The following is a 16,842-nucleotide window of genomic DNA, read 5'->3' on the forward strand; positions in this document are numbered from 1 at the left end:
TTAGAATCTTACGTTTGTCAATTGTCTTCCTCTTGAAAACACAGCCCACTTTCCGTTACCCGTGTCTTTCAAATGCAAATCGGAAACTTCACCGAAACGGTTGATGTTACCGCATAAATCCACAAACCATGCGGCTTCCTTATCTTTATGAGGACGGATGCAACGACCTACAATCTGGTAATACATCGCAAGTGACATGGTAGGTCTGGCCATAACAACTGTGTCAAGTTCTGGGTAATCAAAGCCGGTAGTAAGTACACCAACATTGGCTACTACAGGTATTTCCCCGACCTTGAACATTTCGAGTATTCTTTCACGTTCCTTCTTTGGAGTATCACCGGAAACAATGACACATCCGGGTATGGACATCGTCAATCGTTCCGCTTCTTTCAAAAACCGGGTAAATACCAAAATACCCTTCCTCTTGCCTCCTGCTTTCGGATTCATCAGCCTTTGGACGATATGAACGATGTAACTATAAAAGTCTATCCGTTCATATTCCTTTTGGACTGACTTATCGGTATAGTCGGCTCCGGTAGTGTTTATCTTCAAATTGAGTTCGTTCCATCCGGTAGGATTCATCGGATAGTAGTTCACCTTTGAGAGATAGCCCATATCAAGCAAGGTCGATACCTGTACATGATAAATGACCTCTGAAAACACATGGGGCTTTGTCCGGGTTATGAATTTTAGCATAGAGCCGAAGTCACGGCTGGAACTCAAACGATATGGCGTTGCCGTTAATCCAAGAACCTTGCACTTCACAGCATCGAAGAAATCCTTGTACATTCCCTCTATCGGATTCACAAGGTGACACTCGTCCACGATGATATTCTTGAAGTGGGCAAAAAGTTCCGGATGGCTTTTCACGCTACCGATGGTTGCGAATGTTATCCGGCTTATCTCTTTTGAATTGAAGGAGGCGGAATAAATGCTACAATCGAGAATCCCGTAAGAACAAAGTTTCTTGAAGTTCTGTTCGACAATTTCCTTGCTCGGCTGGAATACCAATGTATGACCGTCAAGTCTTGAAGCGATGTCAGCTATGATAAGGCTCTTTCCGCTTCCTGTAGGCAATACCATGATAGCATTTGTTTTCTTCGCCTTGTTATTGAAGAAAGAAACGGCAGCATCAGAGGCTTTCTGTTGGTAATCTCGTAATACATAACTCATAGCCCTTTCTCCTTTCGTAACTTCTTATTAAGTGCTTTGTAATACTTGATTAATTGTTCGTACTCAAAATCAGTCATTTTAGTAGTACCAGCAGCTTTCACTTTTAGTAAAGCAAATTTCTGTTGTCCGATTTTATCAATCAGATTCACCCGATACCCTTCTAAATGGTCGGCTTTGAATCTATTGCAGTGTCGGCATTCGGCATGACAATTGTTTTCATCAAAACGGGTCGCCAAATGTGTACGACTGAAATAGTGGCCACAATCAGCTTGTTCAAAGGGCTTTATTTGCCCGCAACTGATACATCGAAAAACCCCATTAGGCATACAATCACGAAGCCGGATGAAAAGGGAAAACTCTTTATCAAGTTTTGCCTTCAAATCCGGCTTCTTCTTTACTGTTATACCAGCTTTGTCAAACAGTGGCAAAGGCTTGTCTTTCTTCTTTGCCTTTTTTCTTTTTATGTAGTACGGCATATTTAGAATAATTTATTTGTTGCAGCGACCGGACTCAAACCGGCATCTAAAGTGCAACCCTTACGGGTGTGGCTGCCATTTCCACATTATGCAACACACCGCCATGTAAGCAAGCCATATCTTCACAGACCGAGCTTGCCGAATTAAATGAATCTATTGAATCAAATTTATTATCACTCTGTCTCAACGATGATAGATAACTGGCCACAAGCGGCCCCGTTTTCAATTTCTGACTTTGTTGCGATTGCTACTGCGTAATCGTAACCCATTTGTTCAAGTTGTTCTTTAATCTTTTCCATAACTCTGAAAATTAAAATGTTCATACTAAATTCACTCCCTCGATAATTCCGTTACCGAGATTGTTTTTCTCCGATATGTTGTTTGGATTTATTGGGGATAGCTTAACAAAGAAGTACTCTTTATCAAAATATTTCTCCAGTTTTTCCGTATCAAAATCTGATTCATTCACCAACGTAAGATTGATAGTAGTTTTCAGGTTACTTTCGGTTCGAATCCGACCAAGTTCTTCTATACTCATCTTCTTTGGATAAGGAATAAGCCAGTTTCGTTTCTCTTCATCAAAGCTATGCAGACTGATTTGAAGCGTCACATTGCCTTTAACGAAAGAAAAATCGCTCCCCTTGATTCCAATCGTTGAAACATAATGGTGAGTGTTCGGATATATTTCAGAAATACGCCCGATAGCTTCCTTTACGGCTTCAATGTTCAAGAATGGTTCTCCCATACGGGTATAGTTTATCTTGAACTCATTGGCATCGCAAGGGTCGAATCCAGCCTGCTCAATGGCAAATTCCACCTGACCGACAATCTCATCAGCCGTAAGGTTGCGATAGCGTTTCATATTACCTGTAGCACAAAACTTGCATCTTACAGGACATCCGCTCATTGTCGAAACGCCAATCATCCAGCGTTCGGAACGACTTCCCAAGTTATCATTGTCAAGGAAGTTTTGTTTCCTTCCTATCGCATCTTTCGTGTAGTACGGAAGAAACGTATCAGTCGTCTCTACAAGCATACCGTCTTCAAGACGTAAACAATACACTGTTCGCGAGTTAAAACTCTTACTTTTTACTATATTCATAATCAATCAAAGTTATAGTTGTCAAAATCATCACTATCTACAGGTATATCATTACCAAAATCCATTGAGTGATACCAGTATTCCATATAATCCATGCTATCCATAATGTTTTAATTTTTATTATTTGTTGATTTGGTGGGAAGCCGGGGAATCGAACCCTAGAAACACATATACATATCATGGCTACTTACCTTTCTTCCCATTTGCCCCGACATATCCTCACGGACGGAACAGGGCTGTTTCTACTCTAAAACTAATACCATGAAAAAACAATATGCTATTATTCTATATAGGCTATTGAAAATTCTTTCGGGATGAATCGTCCTACCGGAATAGGTTTTGCCGATTCTATAGCTGTATGGATTTCCCTCTTTCTAAACTCATGTCCATTTTCTTTGGCTTGTTTCTCACATTCTTCCTCTTTATTTTTGAGGTAGTGAGTAATAAGCATCATCGCCCTATCAACGTTAAAAGTGTTCACGACAAAAGTTTGAACTCTTTCATCTTCATTTTCTCCATTCATGAAGGTAATTTTCGTCTCAATTTGGTAGAACTTCCTTTCGTCAGGCTTGGATTCTTCATCTTCCTGATTCTCTTCATCCATCTTATCAAGATATTCTTCTGTAGTAATCTCTTCTTTGAGGTAGGCTATCGAAGCGTCGTCCACCTTGCGTTCTTTCAAAGTATCGGTGAGAATTACACAGGAATCGAACTCTTTTACCATAGTCAGAGTGAATCCGAACAAATAGTTTAGTTCGATATAGTCTTTCAAGATAAGGCAAGCATTCTCCAACCCTGTTGCGTAAAGCAGGAACTTGCTTTTCTTACCTCCTATTTCCGCTTGGGCAATATGCGGATATAACACATTATTTTCATTCTCGAACGCCAAACGGTTCTGATTGCTGACTTCCACTTCCCTGATACCGTCAGCTTCCATGCTGAAACGAATTTTCGCCAAAATGTCTTGGTCTATCAGCGTACCACGGTCGAAAAGAATTTCATTCCGTTCAATCGTTACTGTTTCACCGGTATCTTCATCAATGAAAGATTCCTCCCATGTTTTGAGGACGCGTTTTGCAAGATACATGTTGAGCATCTTCTTTGGGTCAGATGTCACATACCGGATTTCTGTTTTTCTTGTTTCTATCATAACTAAATAAATTCTTGATTTCTTTGTATTTCCTGCTGGGCGTATATCAGCATTTGATGTTCATTTGCAGCCGGCAGATAGATACCTGCCACTGATGCACTCCAATTACGGAAACGGTCAATACTCAGGGTCATTTCACCTGTTGTCAGTTCGGCAGAACTGCGTAAATAGGTTACTTCATTGCCTTTCTTGTTGACCGTCTTACGTTCAAACAAATCACGGTTGCAAGTCCTCTTATAAAAATCAATTTTTGCTTCATCGAGGCTGCAACCGTATTCACTACCGAAATACCCTAAAAGAAGATGCAAGTAGCTGTTTTGGGCAAGCGTGCGGTTAGGAAGCTTCTTTTTTACTTCCACAACGGCCCGCTCCTTGAACAGTTTATTTACATACTCCTTAAACTTGGGTATTTGGTATTCATTTTTCAAGTCGTATATCATCCATTTCCAAAGATTTTAGTATCGGTTATAAGTGCTCTGTTTTCTTCCAAGAACCGGATAAACTCCTCACAATGATTAGTAAGAATAGGAATATCACGTTCAGGATTGAAAACGTATGTTTCTGTATAGGTATCTACCACATAGCCGCCTTTGTTGAACTCTACAATGTTATACTCAAATGTCCGTACATCAGAACCGTTCTTCATTAAAGCGTATGGATATACTAAATGCTGGTGGTGATCTTTGAACTTTCCCACGGTATAACTACCGGTTGTTTTGATGTCGTGAACACTGGTAGGCATCAGTTCGTCAATCAGACCGTAAACCAATACATTGCCGTATGCAGTCGGAAGGATTGCCTCTACACGTTGCTGCGTCAACGCCCCTTTGTAGTAATTTGCGAACTCACGACAAAGGGATATAGGAAAGACAAATGAACGATTGTTATAAACGGCTTTCAAGGCTATAACCTTTTGCTCGCCATTCCCTATATCAGAATATATCTTTTCTACCTGCACCGTTTCAGATTTCCGGTTCTCAATCATACAGTCAATGACCTCATTAAAAGCCGTACCCTTGTCGGCAGCTTCGCTGTCAAACGGTTTACGGTTAATACGGTCTATCAGTTCTTGAAACTGCTTCTGCCGAAACTCTTCTTCCGTACATGGTGGATTCTCACTCCACCCATAATAACGCTCATATATGACATCGCTATTAAGGTAATTGAAGTAAGAATCCAATAATGTTGCATATATCTTATACTTAGGCTGCATCTGAATAAGTTTTAGTCTCTTTGTTAAAAATCAGTCCTAATTCTTTCGCCTTAGCTGCCAACATCATTGAGGCTTTCATCTTTGAACTTCCCACATGGTTGAAATCATCAATATGGGCGATAAAGTCATTCGCTGAAGCTGCGTCGGCAACTAATTCTAAACAACCTGTTATATCAGATAGCACTTTGTTATATGCTTCTTGTTCAGCCTTTTTTGATTGCAACATAGTAAGATATGGAGCAATAATCCGAGTAGAGATAAAATCATTCTTGGTCGTCGGATTGCCGTTTTTGTCAAGGATGGTAGGTACTTCCATCACTGAAGGCAAGTTACAAGTATTCTTTCCGTCATTCCTTGATGTCGGATCGAAAGTAATAGTACGTCTCTGCACTCCTCTCTCACTCTTCATTTCCAAGTAACCTAACAAATCAAGTTCGGTGACGATGGAGTTGTAGGACTTCTCACGTAAGGCAGGAATAAACACCGTATCATCACCCTCTTTTCTTGTGTCACGATGGGCAACAAAAATGATATGTTTCTTCAGACTTGATAGCGTTCTTGTCATCCAAGAAAATTCAGCATTGATACCGCCCCAATCTCGAATAGATGGCTGCCTGGTTCCACATTTATAAGTGATGATAAAATCCATCATCTTACCAATGGTATCAACCACAATAGTCTGATAAACAGACAAATCTTCTTGCAAAACCAGCTGAACATCATTCCAAGAAGTGACCTGTACAGTGTCAATATTCTCCAAATGAGCCATATTCATACGCTTAACACCATTGTCAAAATCCAACAACAGAGGCTTTGGTGCACTCAAAGCTACTGTGCTCTTACCCATACCTGCTTGACCGTAAATCATCATCTTTACGTTTGTTGGAATATTCAATTCCGTTGATTTTCTGATTAAACTCATGATTGTTATATTTTTAGTTAGTAATTATATTAGAGACTTCAATAAAGGATCTATACCATCCTTCAATTCTTTAAGTTTCTTCAGCGAATAAACTTTAGGACTATTCCTATGTACACCAGCCCTTTTCCAAGTCAATGCTCCCGTAGCGCACTGATGAGCCAACCACCTTCTACCAAATCCAAGTCGTATAGCTTGCGTTTCCGTAATCTCATCAATGACCGGATCCTTGGAGATCGCATATTCGCTGACAGCTTCTTTCGCGGCCGCTTTTATTATTTTCTGTAATTGCCAAACGTCAAGTTCCATATAATAAAGGCATATTACGCCCTCTAATTCTTACACGAACACGGGCGATAAGTTCTACATTGGCATTAGAACGGGTTCGGATTTGTTGCCGTTTCATGTCTAAATGACTATCAACACAAAGAATAATCAAAAGTACACAAGCAACAAATGATCTCATGGCCGGCGAAAAGTCCAGCGTCAACCGGATACCTGATATCCTCTCGGCTAACTTTAATGCCAACTCCCTCCCATTCCGAACACCCAAAATTAAAAATGCTGTCTGAAGCTGGTTATTTATCGTACTTACTGCACGATGCTTCAATACGGCAATCTCCTTTTTTTCATACCCGGCTGCGTACATTTGTGCTGTAATGTCACATTCGGGCGTTAACTCGGTAAATACTTTCATAATCGTGTGTATTTAAAGTTTGAATCAGGAATCTCTAAATACTGTAACTATCCCTTTCGGAACATTAGTTTCCGATCTCCACTTATGTCCATTTTTGTACCCTTGTGCATTAAGCAATGAAACATTGTTGCGCACTGTGCAGACTTTATCGATAGGAAATTCTACTTTCTTCCCTTTCTTTAAGTCTCTCATACGAGGCATAATTTCCACTTTTTTCTCCATAAACTGATTATATTTAATTGAATGTGGACGGAACCGGTAACGATCCGGCATACACACTTCCGGCTGTGTGCAGAGCATTCCATACGCCCGCCCGTTTGCCGGGGTTTTCACCCGGCTGCTTTTGCTAATCTAAACACAAAACGAATTAAACAACTTCAAGAAAAGCCTTAATAGCCAACATTTTCTTTTCAGCTAACACTTTGGCTGCTTCTTCTCGATTTTTCCAATCTTTATAAAGTTCGAGGTCCTTTTTTGTACTTTCGAGGTCTTTATTAAGAGACGACACCAATTCAATCAGTTCCTCTCTTGTCATTTCTTCAATACCTTTTGTTTCCATATACATTATTATTAATAGTTACCAACTTTTTTCTTTATAAATGGCGATCGTTAGAATAACCGACATCACGAATGTTAATACGTGAAACGGATTAAAGAACATGCCAACAAAACAGGTAGCCGACATCAGTACTGCGCAGATGAATAAAATTAGCTGCACTCTTGAATAAAAAATTACCTTCATGACTGTTTGATTTGATTTGTGCCCTCCGGCTGATTCGATCAGTAGCTTCGCGCCTCTTCAGAGGGTTTTCTTAACTTTGTGGTGCAAACTTTAAAAATTAAGAAGTATGAAATCAGAAAAGTACCTGAGCATGGCTAAAGACATTCGTTCTAAAGTCGAAGATTTACTTGACGAGTATAACACCTTTGAACCATCAATAAGCAAGATGTTTCTTGATGGACAACCGTTATATGAACAAGCTATAAAATTTACCCACTTGGTTTATTCATTTGATCCAAATCTGCCTTTAAATAGAGAGTTGGTAGATCTGCCAAATAAATGCAAAGGGTGTATAATTAAAACGTTTCCGCAAGAAAACGATGTCTTTAAAAATTTCTTGTTCCTTTTGAAATGCTTCACTGATTATCTGGAGACTTTTCATGACTAACTTTCTCTCCGCGTAAAAGGTCCAAGTAAGAAGTAACCGCTTTCTCGGCATCTTCTTTTATGTACTCCAAATTTTTCAGACAATTGATTGGCAAATCTTCAACATGTATGGATATTGTCAATTGATTGTCTTTTTCTTGATGTTTTAGTTCAATGTTGTAATTCATGTGCTATGATATTTTAATTATCTTTTCTTCTTGCTTATTATTTCAAACCTCACAACGCCAAGTTCTGTATATGCGCCGTATTCAATCCAATATGTCCCACGAGCCGCGTTTATTTTAGGATCATATTTACTATCAAATAATAGCGTCTTTGTGCTACCATCAATATAATGCGCACTTACTTTATATTCATAAATAGGCATTTTGGAGTACCTATAAAGGCCTATAGCAAAAACTATAAGACCTGATATAGCGACAGCTATTAAAAAGTTTCTTATAATAAGATAAGGTTTGTAACCATCGGCATATTGATGAAAAAAAAGTGCTCCAAAAGCACCACCTGCGAATATAAATACACCTAAAACTTCCATATCATTTATTTTATTTGTACCCGGCAGCCCATCCGATAGGCAGCGTCACGCTTTCAGAACCAGGTTGTATTTTGAAAAGAGGCAACGGTTAACCAATGTCTGACACATAACACCGCAAGGAACTTGCCCCTTTGACAATTCTTTTATCTATAATGTATCCCTGTGGGTCATGGCTCAAAGCTCACCACGTTTATACATTATACTTTGTAATCCTTTCGCTTAAACTCCATTTCTGCGAGTGCTAAGGTTGAAATAAGACAAAGAACTTACTGTGGGCATCCGGGAATCGAACCCGGTCAGAAACGCCTTTCTTCACCAGCCGAACACTTTCGGCTCATGCCCTTTGCTTTAGTAAATCGTTATGAAGTTTTCTACTTTGAACGATCTGAATCCGTTCGCCTCAATATCGAAATAGCGAACCGTCTTGTAGTTTTCAGAACCAGTACCTTTGATAAGATTCTGAATGTCTTTAAGCGTACCTTTGGCTTTGCGAAGTGAACCATCAGACTTTTCATAGGCGAATGATACGATACCTTTGTGCATTTGTTTTGTCAAACGGTACAATGCCCATGCGCGTGAAAGACATACCGCGAACGCTTTACCTGTTGCTTTCATAAGTTCGTAAGCCATGCAAAATACTTTGTGTCTAAAATTTGAAGTTTTCATAATCGTGTGTATATTAAAGTAGTCCAAAGACTACCGGTTAAAACTTGATACAATGTGGTGAAACTTTGCTTTATCCACCCCTCTAAATGAGGCTTCATTAAGAATGTGATCAGCGACATTATCATTAACCTTGATTGCTTTTAGCGTATTAATATCAATATGATAAGGTTCGTCGGTTGGCTTTGCGAGAGGCACGTAGCCTGTAAACGGAAAATTTCGTCTGCCGATTGGCCAAACTATATAACCATGAGGATATTCATCTACAATCTCGAAAATATCTTTACGATTGTAATTCTCAGTAACTAATATATTCATAATCGTGTGTGTTTATGTGTTAGTATAAATAGTTGTTCATTGCTTCGTAGCCACCAAATATTTCGGCAACAGGATCGTTAGACCAATCCAGTGGGGTGAGATATTCAACCTCTCTTTCGAGAGTTTCTATTTCATCAGAGAGGATTTTCACGATCTCTGACTTGCTGTCTACATTATATACATAGCAGACTTCTTCTTCGCTAATCGTGCTCAACGCTTCTAACTCGCCTCTTTTGTTTTCGAGTTCTGCTAATGCTGTTTCATAAGATCGTGCCATAATCGTGTATTTTAATATGTTTATCCTATTTACTTTATTAAATCAATCTTGTATCTTTGTCGTGATTGATTGTTTGATGATGCAAATATAATACTATTTGGTATCATCAAATACTAATCAGTATTAAATATTATACCATTTAGTATTTTTAACTATATGACAATAAATGAAAGATTTGCTGAGATACTTAAAACAAAGAATATCAGCGTTAAAGAAGCATCCGTATTAATAAGAAAATCAGAGGTATATGTTCGCAAGTTAATGCGAGCAGGCGAAAGCTTTGGTATAGAACCCGTGCTTCTAATACTAAACAGTATAGAAGATATTAATCCTGATTGGCTTCTTAGAGAAAAAGGAAGTATGTTTAGAAGTCAATATAACACCGAAGAACCAGCCCCCATCACCTCCGAGCGTTTACTTTCTATCATTGAGAGCCAGCAGAGAACTATCGAGAACCTTTCAAAGAAATGAAAGAATACACACCAATAGAGAAAGATACTATACTAAGGTGCTTTTATCTTGGAGTTTCCGTAAACTACCAATCATGCCAAGATATTATCAACATTCTTGTATCTGATGGATATGTAGTGCTACGTACATCCGTAAACGGAAGGGCATATCATATCACAGACAAGGGAAAGGGATTCATCTTGCAAGGCCGGGTATGCTAAACAAGACAACGAAAGGAAACAAGAAAAAATAGAAAAATGGAAAACAAGTACCATTAATTGGATAATGGCACTTGTAATAGCCATCGCCAGTTCAATAATAACGCTTATCGTAACAAAACTGCTATCGTAATAAGACTACCGAATATGGCGCCTAACATACACATGGATACGAATAACCGGCTATTCATTTTTACCAATTCATTCGTGACCTCGTTTCTTGTAACCCTTAGTATAGCCTTGATTTCTTCAAAATGACAGTTTGAATCTTGCCAATAATCTTCATCCATAACCTATATAGTTTAAAATTTGCATCACCAATATTTCAAAGAACGACAAAATAGGATGTTCGTCCTATTTACTTGTTTCAATCATCTTTGCATCTTTGTTGCGTGATTGATTGATGATGCAAATGTAATCAAATATATTACATGTAATACTTTTAGATTACATTATTACAATTAATTAACACTTTAAGTATTACACGCAAATTTCTGCTAACAAAAAACCTTTAATAATTTTAAAATATGAGAATCAATAGACTAAACATTGGAGAAGAAGTCCGCAAAAAGGTGGATGAGAACGGCTTATCAAAGGCTAAATTCGCTGAATTACTGGGTATTGCAAGGCAAAATATAGAAAAAACCGTATTTCAGAAGCATAGTCTTGATACAGATTTACTTTGTAATATAAGTGAAGTGTTGAATTGTAATTTTTTTAATTACTACAGACCAGACAATTCATGTAATAAAAAAGATTACACGGAGCAAAAGGAGATAAAGGCAACATTGTCTATAGAAATGGGAGCTGAGAAAAAAGAACAGGTGCTTAGATTCGTATTCGGAGATAATAATATTGAAATATTGAATAAATGATATGGTGGATTTTATTGAGAGCATAGGCGATTTTACAATTTTAAAACAAAGTGAAATCATTGTTTATAACGATAGTGAAATAAATATAGAACTAAGAGAAAATGATAAACCTCTTGTTCTTAAAATTTATTTTGTAAACAAGGGTGGTAGAAAATCCTCTGTTTTGGAAGAGGTTAACGATAATACGTTAAGCCTCAAATTTGTGAATTTTGAGAAAGAAAACTCATTGGGTGGAATTTTTGAGCCTTTAAGAGTAGGGATACTTGATAATGGTGAAATATTATATTTCAATTGTGTAATTTATACATTGAATGCGAGTGAAGGCAATCGACTTTTAAAATATTCTTTTTTAAAAAAGAAATGATATGGAATTTGACAGTAATATTCATATACCTGAAAATAAAGAACGATCTCTTAACGAGTGGAAAGTTGGAACCATAAATAACATTGTAGGATCGGGTGATAACGCAAAACATTCAATCGTAACAATTACTATTATGTGTGGATTTGTATCAATCTTAATTGTAACAGTATTAGTCGTTATAAACTATTGGTGTTTTAGAGATTGTGAAAATAAAGTACCTGATATAGTAGGCGATTTAAAAAACATATGGGAGATTGTTATCCCACTAATAACATTGGCTTTAGGATATGAGTTCGGAAAATCCGAAAAATAGTTTTACAAGAAATAAAATCAATGTTTGCACTTAAACATTATTTAACCTTAGTGCGATTTCGCGTACATTATATAGAGTGGTTATGAAGAAAGAGAGTTGGGCGTTATTATTAAGTTCTGTAGCTGTACTTATTAGTTTAGTTGCAATATGTGTAGCTTGTCCGCATAAAGCAGAATTGGGATTTGATTACCAAGGAGTGATAGTAGGAGTATTATCATTGTTAGTGACAATTCTAATAGGATGGCAGATATATACATTTATAGATATAAATAAGAAAAGCAAGGAATTAGAAGAAGCTAAGACCGCGGCACTCATAAGCACGGAAAGAAATAACGCTTTAACAACCAATGCTATTTCTGATTTTTATTATTACATTTTACTTAAGTCTGATCCTTTAGGAGTTGAGTATCGATTTTTAGATTACAGAATAAGCTCATTATACCACTTTTCGAATATCGGAGAAATTGAGACTTGTAATACAATAGTTAAGGTGCTTTTGGAGATGATTGTTGTTCCAGAAGATATCAAGGTTTTAGAGAGTGGGAAAAATAGAATACTTATGTTGCTCACAAAAGTAAAAGATACAGATAAAATTATAGGATATGAAGAATTAGTTTCGAGAATTGCACGATTAGGTATTATGCCTAAGCAATCAAAGTAATTTATGTAAGCTTTCAATTATCTCATCTTGGACTTTCTTATACTCTTCGGGAGATAACAGTTTTAATCCCGAATATTGAAGTAGATGGTTCAAATGACATGGAAAAGAAGCGTTAACATTGCGTCTATTCCAAATATCACATTGAATTTGTACATCTGATTTATAGCGTTCAATTGCTAAATTCAGAATAGACTCTTTGGTAGCCTGTTGATACGGAAGTTTATTATTGTCATCCATAGTGATAAAGCAAAGACGACAACCCCAAAGTTGCGGTTTGAGGAAGTCGCCTATATAGTCCCTTACGGGAACAGTTTAACAATTTAGTCGGTATCATCCGCAACTTGATTCCGACACAAAGATAATAAAAATGATATATCATTGATGTTATGTATAATTTAAAAGGCTTAAGAAAAGAAGTTAATAAGACACAATCTGAAATTGCTGTTTTATTTGGTTGCAAGCAAAACAATATTTCTATGCAAGAAAAAAGCGATAGAGATTTAACGACTGAGCAAATGGATGTTCTACGAAAGAATTTTGGAGAAGAAATTGTAAATAAATATTATTATAAAATCTCCACTTCTAATGTAGAAACCATAAACAACGAAAGAGAATCTACTTTAAAAAGTAGTTCAGATTCTTTTCGTGAAAAAAAACGAATCCCTTTTTATGATGACGTTGCAAGCATTGGAGGTGTCAACACAATGGTCGCAGATAATTCAGGTCACATAGCTCCTTCCGAATTGATAGACGCCGGCGACTGGTTCCCAGAAGCAACCGCAGCAATCCGTCATTATGGAGATAGCATGATTGAGTATCCAAGTGGTAGTATCCTTGCATTAAAACGAGTAGAAGATAATAGATTGATAATATGGGGACGCAATTATTCTATTGAGACTACAGAGTTTAGGATAACAAAAAGACTTCAAGATGGAGGAGAAGACTACATTCTCGCGTACAGTAGCAATGAAAGTACATATTCAGACGGAAGATTGATTCATTCTCCTATCCGGATTCCTAAAGAAACCATAAGACATATAGACCTGGTATTAGGATGCGTAACAAAGGAGTACAGCAATGGTCCTATAAAAATCATCAAACAATAAACAAACTAATTACAAACAAAATGAAGAAAACACTATTTTTTCTATTTATTTTTATTTCTGCAAATGCACAGAATAAACGAACTATAAATCTTGAAATAGCCGGTACTCTTTTCTCTAAGATTAATACAGAAATCAATAATATTTCAGACATTACATTAACTGGCAACATTAACAATGAAGATATTATTGTACTTAGGAATATGGTGCAAAATGGATCTTTAGAATATGTAGATATGTTCGATTCTTATATTCACGGAGAAGGAGATGAAGACAATGTCATACCGGAAGAAGCCTTTAAGAATTGCACTAATCTAAAATCTATCATACTGCCACAAAAAACATTGGCACTTGGATACGAGTCTTTTTACATGTGTATTTAGAAGCGTAGAACAACCAAAAATAACCAGAAACATCCAAGCATAAATCTTTATCTATCAGTATATTCTAAAAATTAACACTTTTCGGCTGCTTTTTGATGCTTCCCAAATTTCCACATATTTTTGAGACGTATTTCTGACGTGGAGAATTTGCGGAGCTTGTTTTTTGTCACATCGTGCAGACAGTTTACAAGGGTTTACAACCGTTTACGACAAGCGACAGCAACCGCTCCTACTTGCAGCGATGGTAACACCGTGTAGAAAGGCGACAACGATTGACTACTGTTTACCTCCGTTCACCGTTTCAGAGATACACGATTGAAGGAATGAACCAGTAAACGATAAAGCAGCATGAAAACAACCAGAAAATGCAGTTTTTGCGGCAAGTCATTTGTAACCCGGAGCGGGGTACAGAAATATTGCAGCGAGGCTTGTCAGGCAGAAGCCAAACGAGCCAGAACGGAACAGAAGAACAACCTCTTCAAAACCGCCCGGCCAATCATGGAGATACAGCATCAGGAGTATCTCACCTTTTCCAAAGCAGCCATACTCATGGGTTGTTCCCGACAGTATGTTTACAAACTCGTAGCCCTCGGCAAGCTGAAAGCCTCACGTATCAGCAACCGCATGGCATTCATCCGCAAGGCGGACATCGAGCGGATGCTGGAAGGCAACCCCTACCACCGCATCCTGCCCGGCAGCACTTCCGCACAGAAAAAGTTCACTCCATCGTCTCCACTAGCCAAAAAAGAAAAAAGGGAAAAGGAAACAGACGAAGTGATGGACTTCTATTCGGGCGAGGAGGTAATGTTGCTCTTCAAGGTCAAGCAGTCGTGGCTATACACCACCGCCAAGCGCAACCGCATACCTATCTGCCGCATCGCAGGGAAGAACTATTACAGCAAAAAACACATTGACGAGTTTTTCGGTGTGGCAGTTGATACCAGCAATATCACCGACTGGCTCCTGATTGAAGAAGCGGAAGAACTGTTCGGCATGAAGCCGACCGCACTCCGGGCATACACCCATCGCCACAAGATACCGACCAAAAGAGAATACGGGCGTACCTACTACTCCAAATCCCATCTGAACGAACTCCGCAGGACAGACCTCGTGAACGATGAACGCTACTACACCGTGGAGCAAGTCCGGCAGATTTACGGACTTTCCTCCGCCAACATCTGCCATATCGTCAAGGTGAAACACATCGAAAAGATAAAGGTAGGTGTGAAAAACCTGCTTTTACGCTCTGATGTTGAGCGTGTTATGGCTGAGAGGGAGAAACAACCGTGAGCAACCGACATTGCCGGAAAATTATTTCAAAATGATTGCCGTGGAGGTATTCACGGTTGTTTCACGTTGTTCCTTTGCCACCGTAAACACGGGGAACACCTCCGAAAACGTACAACTTAAAAACATCATCAATATGAGCAAATGCAAGACAGTAACCTTGCGCAAGCGCAAGATTAAGAACGGGACACAGTATTCGCTGTGTCTGGACTATTATCCCGGCTATCGTGACAACGCCACCATGAAAGTGATAACACGTGAAGCACTGGGAATTTACATTTTCGCCAAACCTGCCAACCAGCAGGAGCGTGACTTCAACGCACGCATGATGAAAAAGGCGGAGATACTCCGTAACCGACGTTACGAAGCCATCTTCAACGAGAACAACGGCTTCTTTGACAAAGCCAAGATGAAAGGGGATTTCCTCGCCTACTTCAAGGAACTGGCAGATAGGAAGAATATCAAGTGGCAACACGTCTATAAGCACTTTGAGCGTTTTGTAAACGGCAAATGCACCTTTGAGGAGGTGGACGTGGACTTGTGCCGCAAGTTCATGGAATACCTGCTAAACGCCCCGCAGTCCATACACACCAACCAAAAGCTGCATATCAATTCTGCGGCAGGCTACTGGTCGGCTTTCCGTGCGGTACTTCACACCGCCTACCGGGACAAGAAGATAAAGGAGAACCCTAACGGATTCTTAGACCGCATCGAGTGCATCCCCACCATGAGGGAGCATCTGAGCCAGGAGGAACTGATACGGCTTGCCGAAACGCCATGCGAAGAAGATGTCTTGAAAAGGGCGTTCCTTTTCGCCTGCCTGACCGGACTGCGGAAGAGCGACATTAGGCAGCTCACTTGGCAGCAGATACAACCGTACACCAACGGCAAGATGTTCGTGACCACCCGTATGCAGAAGACGAAGCAGATTGTACACAATCCCATCAGTGATGAAGCCTACGGACTGCTCGGGGAACGGCATGAAGGGCTTATCTTCGAAGGATTCAAGGATAAGATGCTGCAGGGTCCCCTAAAACGTTGGCTGTTGGCGGCAGGCATAACCAAGAAAATAACCTTCCATTGTACCCGGCATTCATTCGGAAGCCTGCACGTGGAAATGGGTACGGACATGGCTGTCATACAAGCCTATATGGGACACAAGAACATTACCACCACACAGATTTATTCCAAGATGGCGGCACAGCAGATGTGCGAGGTCGTGGACAAGATAACCCTGAAACGCAAGGAGGCATAAGGCATCCTCAAAGTCCGGGATATTCAGAGGGAGCGGTTATTGCGTGGAGCTTTAACCGCTCCCTCTGTTTTTTGCCCACCATTCCTTAAAAAGTCCTTAAAGTACGATAATCGGGTGCGATTCCGGACATTTGGTGAAAAACATTGAAAAAGAAACCGCTAACCAAGGATAATGAGTAATAATTGGAAGAAGACTATTAAATTTGCAAAAACAGCAACAAGTAACAACCGAATAAGACAAGA

Annotated in this window: 27 protein-coding genes; 11 read left to right on the forward strand and 16 right to left on the reverse strand. The window is 39.0% G+C overall.

The window, feature by feature from the left end:
- The 12 genes from NQ542_RS06560 to NQ542_RS06615 form a co-directional block, all read right to left on the reverse strand.
- Positions 1–1,173 carry a DEAD/DEAH box helicase gene (locus NQ542_RS06560; RefSeq protein WP_005638482.1) on the reverse strand — a complete coding sequence of 391 codons (1,173 nt, stop codon included), beginning with the start codon at positions 1,171–1,173 and terminating at the stop codon, positions 1–3.
- A complete protein-coding gene (locus NQ542_RS06565) occupies positions 1,170–1,649 on the reverse strand; it encodes a recombination protein NinG (RefSeq protein ID WP_005638484.1) in 480 nt (159 codons plus the stop codon). Before NQ542_RS06565 ends, NQ542_RS06560 begins: the two co-directional genes overlap by 4 nt.
- A gap of 173 nt (positions 1,650–1,822) precedes the next feature.
- The gene (locus tag NQ542_RS06570) at positions 1,823–1,948 is read right to left on the reverse strand and encodes a hypothetical protein (protein ID WP_256445843.1); all 126 of its coding nucleotides are present in this window, start codon (positions 1,946–1,948) and stop codon (positions 1,823–1,825) included.
- Positions 1,949–1,968: 20 nt separating this feature from the next.
- Positions 1,969–2,712 (reverse strand): radical SAM protein, encoded by a 744-nt coding sequence (locus NQ542_RS06575; RefSeq protein ID WP_227945668.1) that lies wholly within the window; start codon positions 2,710–2,712, stop codon positions 1,969–1,971.
- 319 nt (positions 2,713–3,031) lie between these two features.
- Entirely contained in the window at positions 3,032–3,901 is an 870-nt protein-coding gene (locus NQ542_RS06580; RefSeq protein WP_005638491.1) for a DEAD/DEAH box helicase family protein, read from the reverse strand.
- A gap of 2 nt (positions 3,902–3,903) precedes the next feature.
- The gene (locus tag NQ542_RS06585; RefSeq protein ID WP_005638493.1) at positions 3,904–4,341 is read right to left on the reverse strand and encodes a hypothetical protein; all 438 of its coding nucleotides are present in this window, start codon (positions 4,339–4,341) and stop codon (positions 3,904–3,906) included.
- On the reverse strand, positions 4,338–5,114 hold the full coding sequence (locus NQ542_RS06590) for a hypothetical protein (protein WP_005638495.1): 777 nt from the start codon (positions 5,112–5,114) through the stop codon (positions 4,338–4,340). The genes NQ542_RS06585 and NQ542_RS06590 overlap by 4 nt, the downstream gene beginning before the upstream one ends.
- Positions 5,104–6,036 carry an ATP-binding protein gene (locus tag NQ542_RS06595; protein ID WP_005638497.1) on the reverse strand — a complete coding sequence of 311 codons (933 nt, stop codon included), beginning with the start codon at positions 6,034–6,036 and terminating at the stop codon, positions 5,104–5,106. The genes NQ542_RS06590 and NQ542_RS06595 overlap by 11 nt, the downstream gene beginning before the upstream one ends.
- Before the next feature lie 24 nt (positions 6,037–6,060).
- Positions 6,061–6,342, reverse strand: coding sequence for a hypothetical protein (locus NQ542_RS06600; RefSeq protein WP_005638499.1), 282 nt, complete (start codon positions 6,340–6,342; stop codon positions 6,061–6,063).
- Positions 6,332–6,730 carry a helix-turn-helix domain-containing protein gene (locus NQ542_RS06605; RefSeq protein ID WP_005638502.1) on the reverse strand — a complete coding sequence of 133 codons (399 nt, stop codon included), beginning with the start codon at positions 6,728–6,730 and terminating at the stop codon, positions 6,332–6,334. The genes NQ542_RS06600 and NQ542_RS06605 overlap by 11 nt, the downstream gene beginning before the upstream one ends.
- A 24-nt stretch (positions 6,731–6,754) precedes the next feature.
- Positions 6,755–6,952 carry a hypothetical protein gene (locus NQ542_RS06610; RefSeq protein ID WP_005638510.1) on the reverse strand — a complete coding sequence of 66 codons (198 nt, stop codon included), beginning with the start codon at positions 6,950–6,952 and terminating at the stop codon, positions 6,755–6,757.
- 145 nt (positions 6,953–7,097) lie between these two features.
- Positions 7,098–7,289, reverse strand: a complete 192-nt coding sequence (locus tag NQ542_RS06615) for a hypothetical protein (RefSeq protein WP_039850076.1) — start codon at positions 7,287–7,289, stop codon at positions 7,098–7,100.
- 289 nt (positions 7,290–7,578) lie between these two features.
- Between NQ542_RS06615 and NQ542_RS06620 the strand changes: the two genes are divergently transcribed.
- Positions 7,579–7,899, forward strand: coding sequence for a hypothetical protein (locus tag NQ542_RS06620; protein ID WP_005638516.1), 321 nt, complete (start codon positions 7,579–7,581; stop codon positions 7,897–7,899).
- Positions 7,900–8,082: 183 nt separating this feature from the next.
- On the opposite strand, the gene NQ542_RS06625 is transcribed toward NQ542_RS06620, so the two are convergent.
- From NQ542_RS06625 to NQ542_RS06640, 4 genes are all read right to left on the reverse strand, one after another.
- Entirely contained in the window at positions 8,083–8,433 is a 351-nt protein-coding gene (locus tag NQ542_RS06625; protein WP_005638521.1) for a hypothetical protein, read from the reverse strand.
- A 348-nt stretch (positions 8,434–8,781) separates the two neighbouring features.
- Positions 8,782–9,063: an SH3 beta-barrel fold-containing protein gene (locus NQ542_RS06630; RefSeq protein WP_005638523.1), complete on the reverse strand. Its 282-nt coding sequence runs from the start codon at positions 9,061–9,063 to the stop codon at positions 8,782–8,784.
- Positions 9,064–9,129: 66 nt separating this feature from the next.
- Complete coding sequence (locus NQ542_RS06635; RefSeq protein WP_005638525.1) at positions 9,130–9,414, reverse strand: hypothetical protein; 285 nt, start codon at positions 9,412–9,414, stop codon at positions 9,130–9,132.
- Between the two features lie 19 nt (positions 9,415–9,433).
- Complete coding sequence (locus NQ542_RS06640) at positions 9,434–9,691, reverse strand: hypothetical protein (RefSeq protein WP_005638527.1); 258 nt, start codon at positions 9,689–9,691, stop codon at positions 9,434–9,436.
- Between the two features lie 156 nt (positions 9,692–9,847).
- Between NQ542_RS06640 and NQ542_RS06645 the strand changes: the two genes are divergently transcribed.
- The 10 genes from NQ542_RS06645 to NQ542_RS06685 all read left to right on the forward strand — a co-directional run bounded on the left by NQ542_RS06645 (position 9,848) and on the right by NQ542_RS06685 (position 16,600).
- Positions 9,848–10,162, forward strand: a complete 315-nt coding sequence (locus tag NQ542_RS06645; protein WP_005638529.1) for a hypothetical protein — start codon at positions 9,848–9,850, stop codon at positions 10,160–10,162.
- A complete protein-coding gene (locus NQ542_RS17940; RefSeq protein ID WP_081446987.1) occupies positions 10,159–10,362 on the forward strand; it encodes a DUF4364 family protein in 204 nt (67 codons plus the stop codon). The genes NQ542_RS06645 and NQ542_RS17940 overlap by 4 nt, the downstream gene beginning before the upstream one ends.
- 524 nt (positions 10,363–10,886) lie before the next feature.
- A complete protein-coding gene (locus NQ542_RS06650; protein WP_005638534.1) occupies positions 10,887–11,234 on the forward strand; it encodes a helix-turn-helix domain-containing protein in 348 nt (115 codons plus the stop codon).
- Between the two features lies 1 nt (position 11,235).
- Positions 11,236–11,598 carry a DUF6864 domain-containing function gene (locus NQ542_RS06655; RefSeq protein WP_005638536.1) on the forward strand — a complete coding sequence of 121 codons (363 nt, stop codon included), beginning with the start codon at positions 11,236–11,238 and terminating at the stop codon, positions 11,596–11,598.
- Position 11,599: 1 nt separating this feature from the next.
- Positions 11,600–11,911, forward strand: a complete 312-nt coding sequence (locus NQ542_RS06660) for a hypothetical protein (RefSeq protein WP_005638537.1) — start codon at positions 11,600–11,602, stop codon at positions 11,909–11,911.
- An 82-nt stretch (positions 11,912–11,993) separates the two neighbouring features.
- The gene (locus NQ542_RS06665) at positions 11,994–12,572 is read left to right on the forward strand and encodes a hypothetical protein (RefSeq protein ID WP_005638538.1); all 579 of its coding nucleotides are present in this window, start codon (positions 11,994–11,996) and stop codon (positions 12,570–12,572) included.
- Positions 12,573–12,958: 386 nt separating this feature from the next.
- The gene (locus NQ542_RS06670) at positions 12,959–13,678 is read left to right on the forward strand and encodes a hypothetical protein (protein ID WP_005638540.1); all 720 of its coding nucleotides are present in this window, start codon (positions 12,959–12,961) and stop codon (positions 13,676–13,678) included.
- A gap of 20 nt (positions 13,679–13,698) precedes the next feature.
- Entirely contained in the window at positions 13,699–14,058 is a 360-nt protein-coding gene (locus NQ542_RS06675; RefSeq protein WP_005638541.1) for a leucine-rich repeat domain-containing protein, read from the forward strand.
- A gap of 348 nt (positions 14,059–14,406) precedes the next feature.
- On the forward strand, positions 14,407–15,348 hold the full coding sequence (locus NQ542_RS06680; RefSeq protein WP_005638542.1) for a helix-turn-helix domain-containing protein: 942 nt from the start codon (positions 14,407–14,409) through the stop codon (positions 15,346–15,348).
- Positions 15,349–15,481: 133 nt separating this feature from the next.
- Entirely contained in the window at positions 15,482–16,600 is a 1,119-nt protein-coding gene (locus tag NQ542_RS06685) for a tyrosine-type recombinase/integrase (RefSeq protein WP_032537759.1), read from the forward strand.
- Positions 16,601–16,842: the final 242 nt, after the last annotated feature.

It is taken from the genome of Parabacteroides merdae ATCC 43184, assembly GCF_025151215.1.
In the GTDB taxonomy this organism is placed as follows: domain Bacteria; phylum Bacteroidota; class Bacteroidia; order Bacteroidales; family Tannerellaceae; genus Parabacteroides; species Parabacteroides merdae.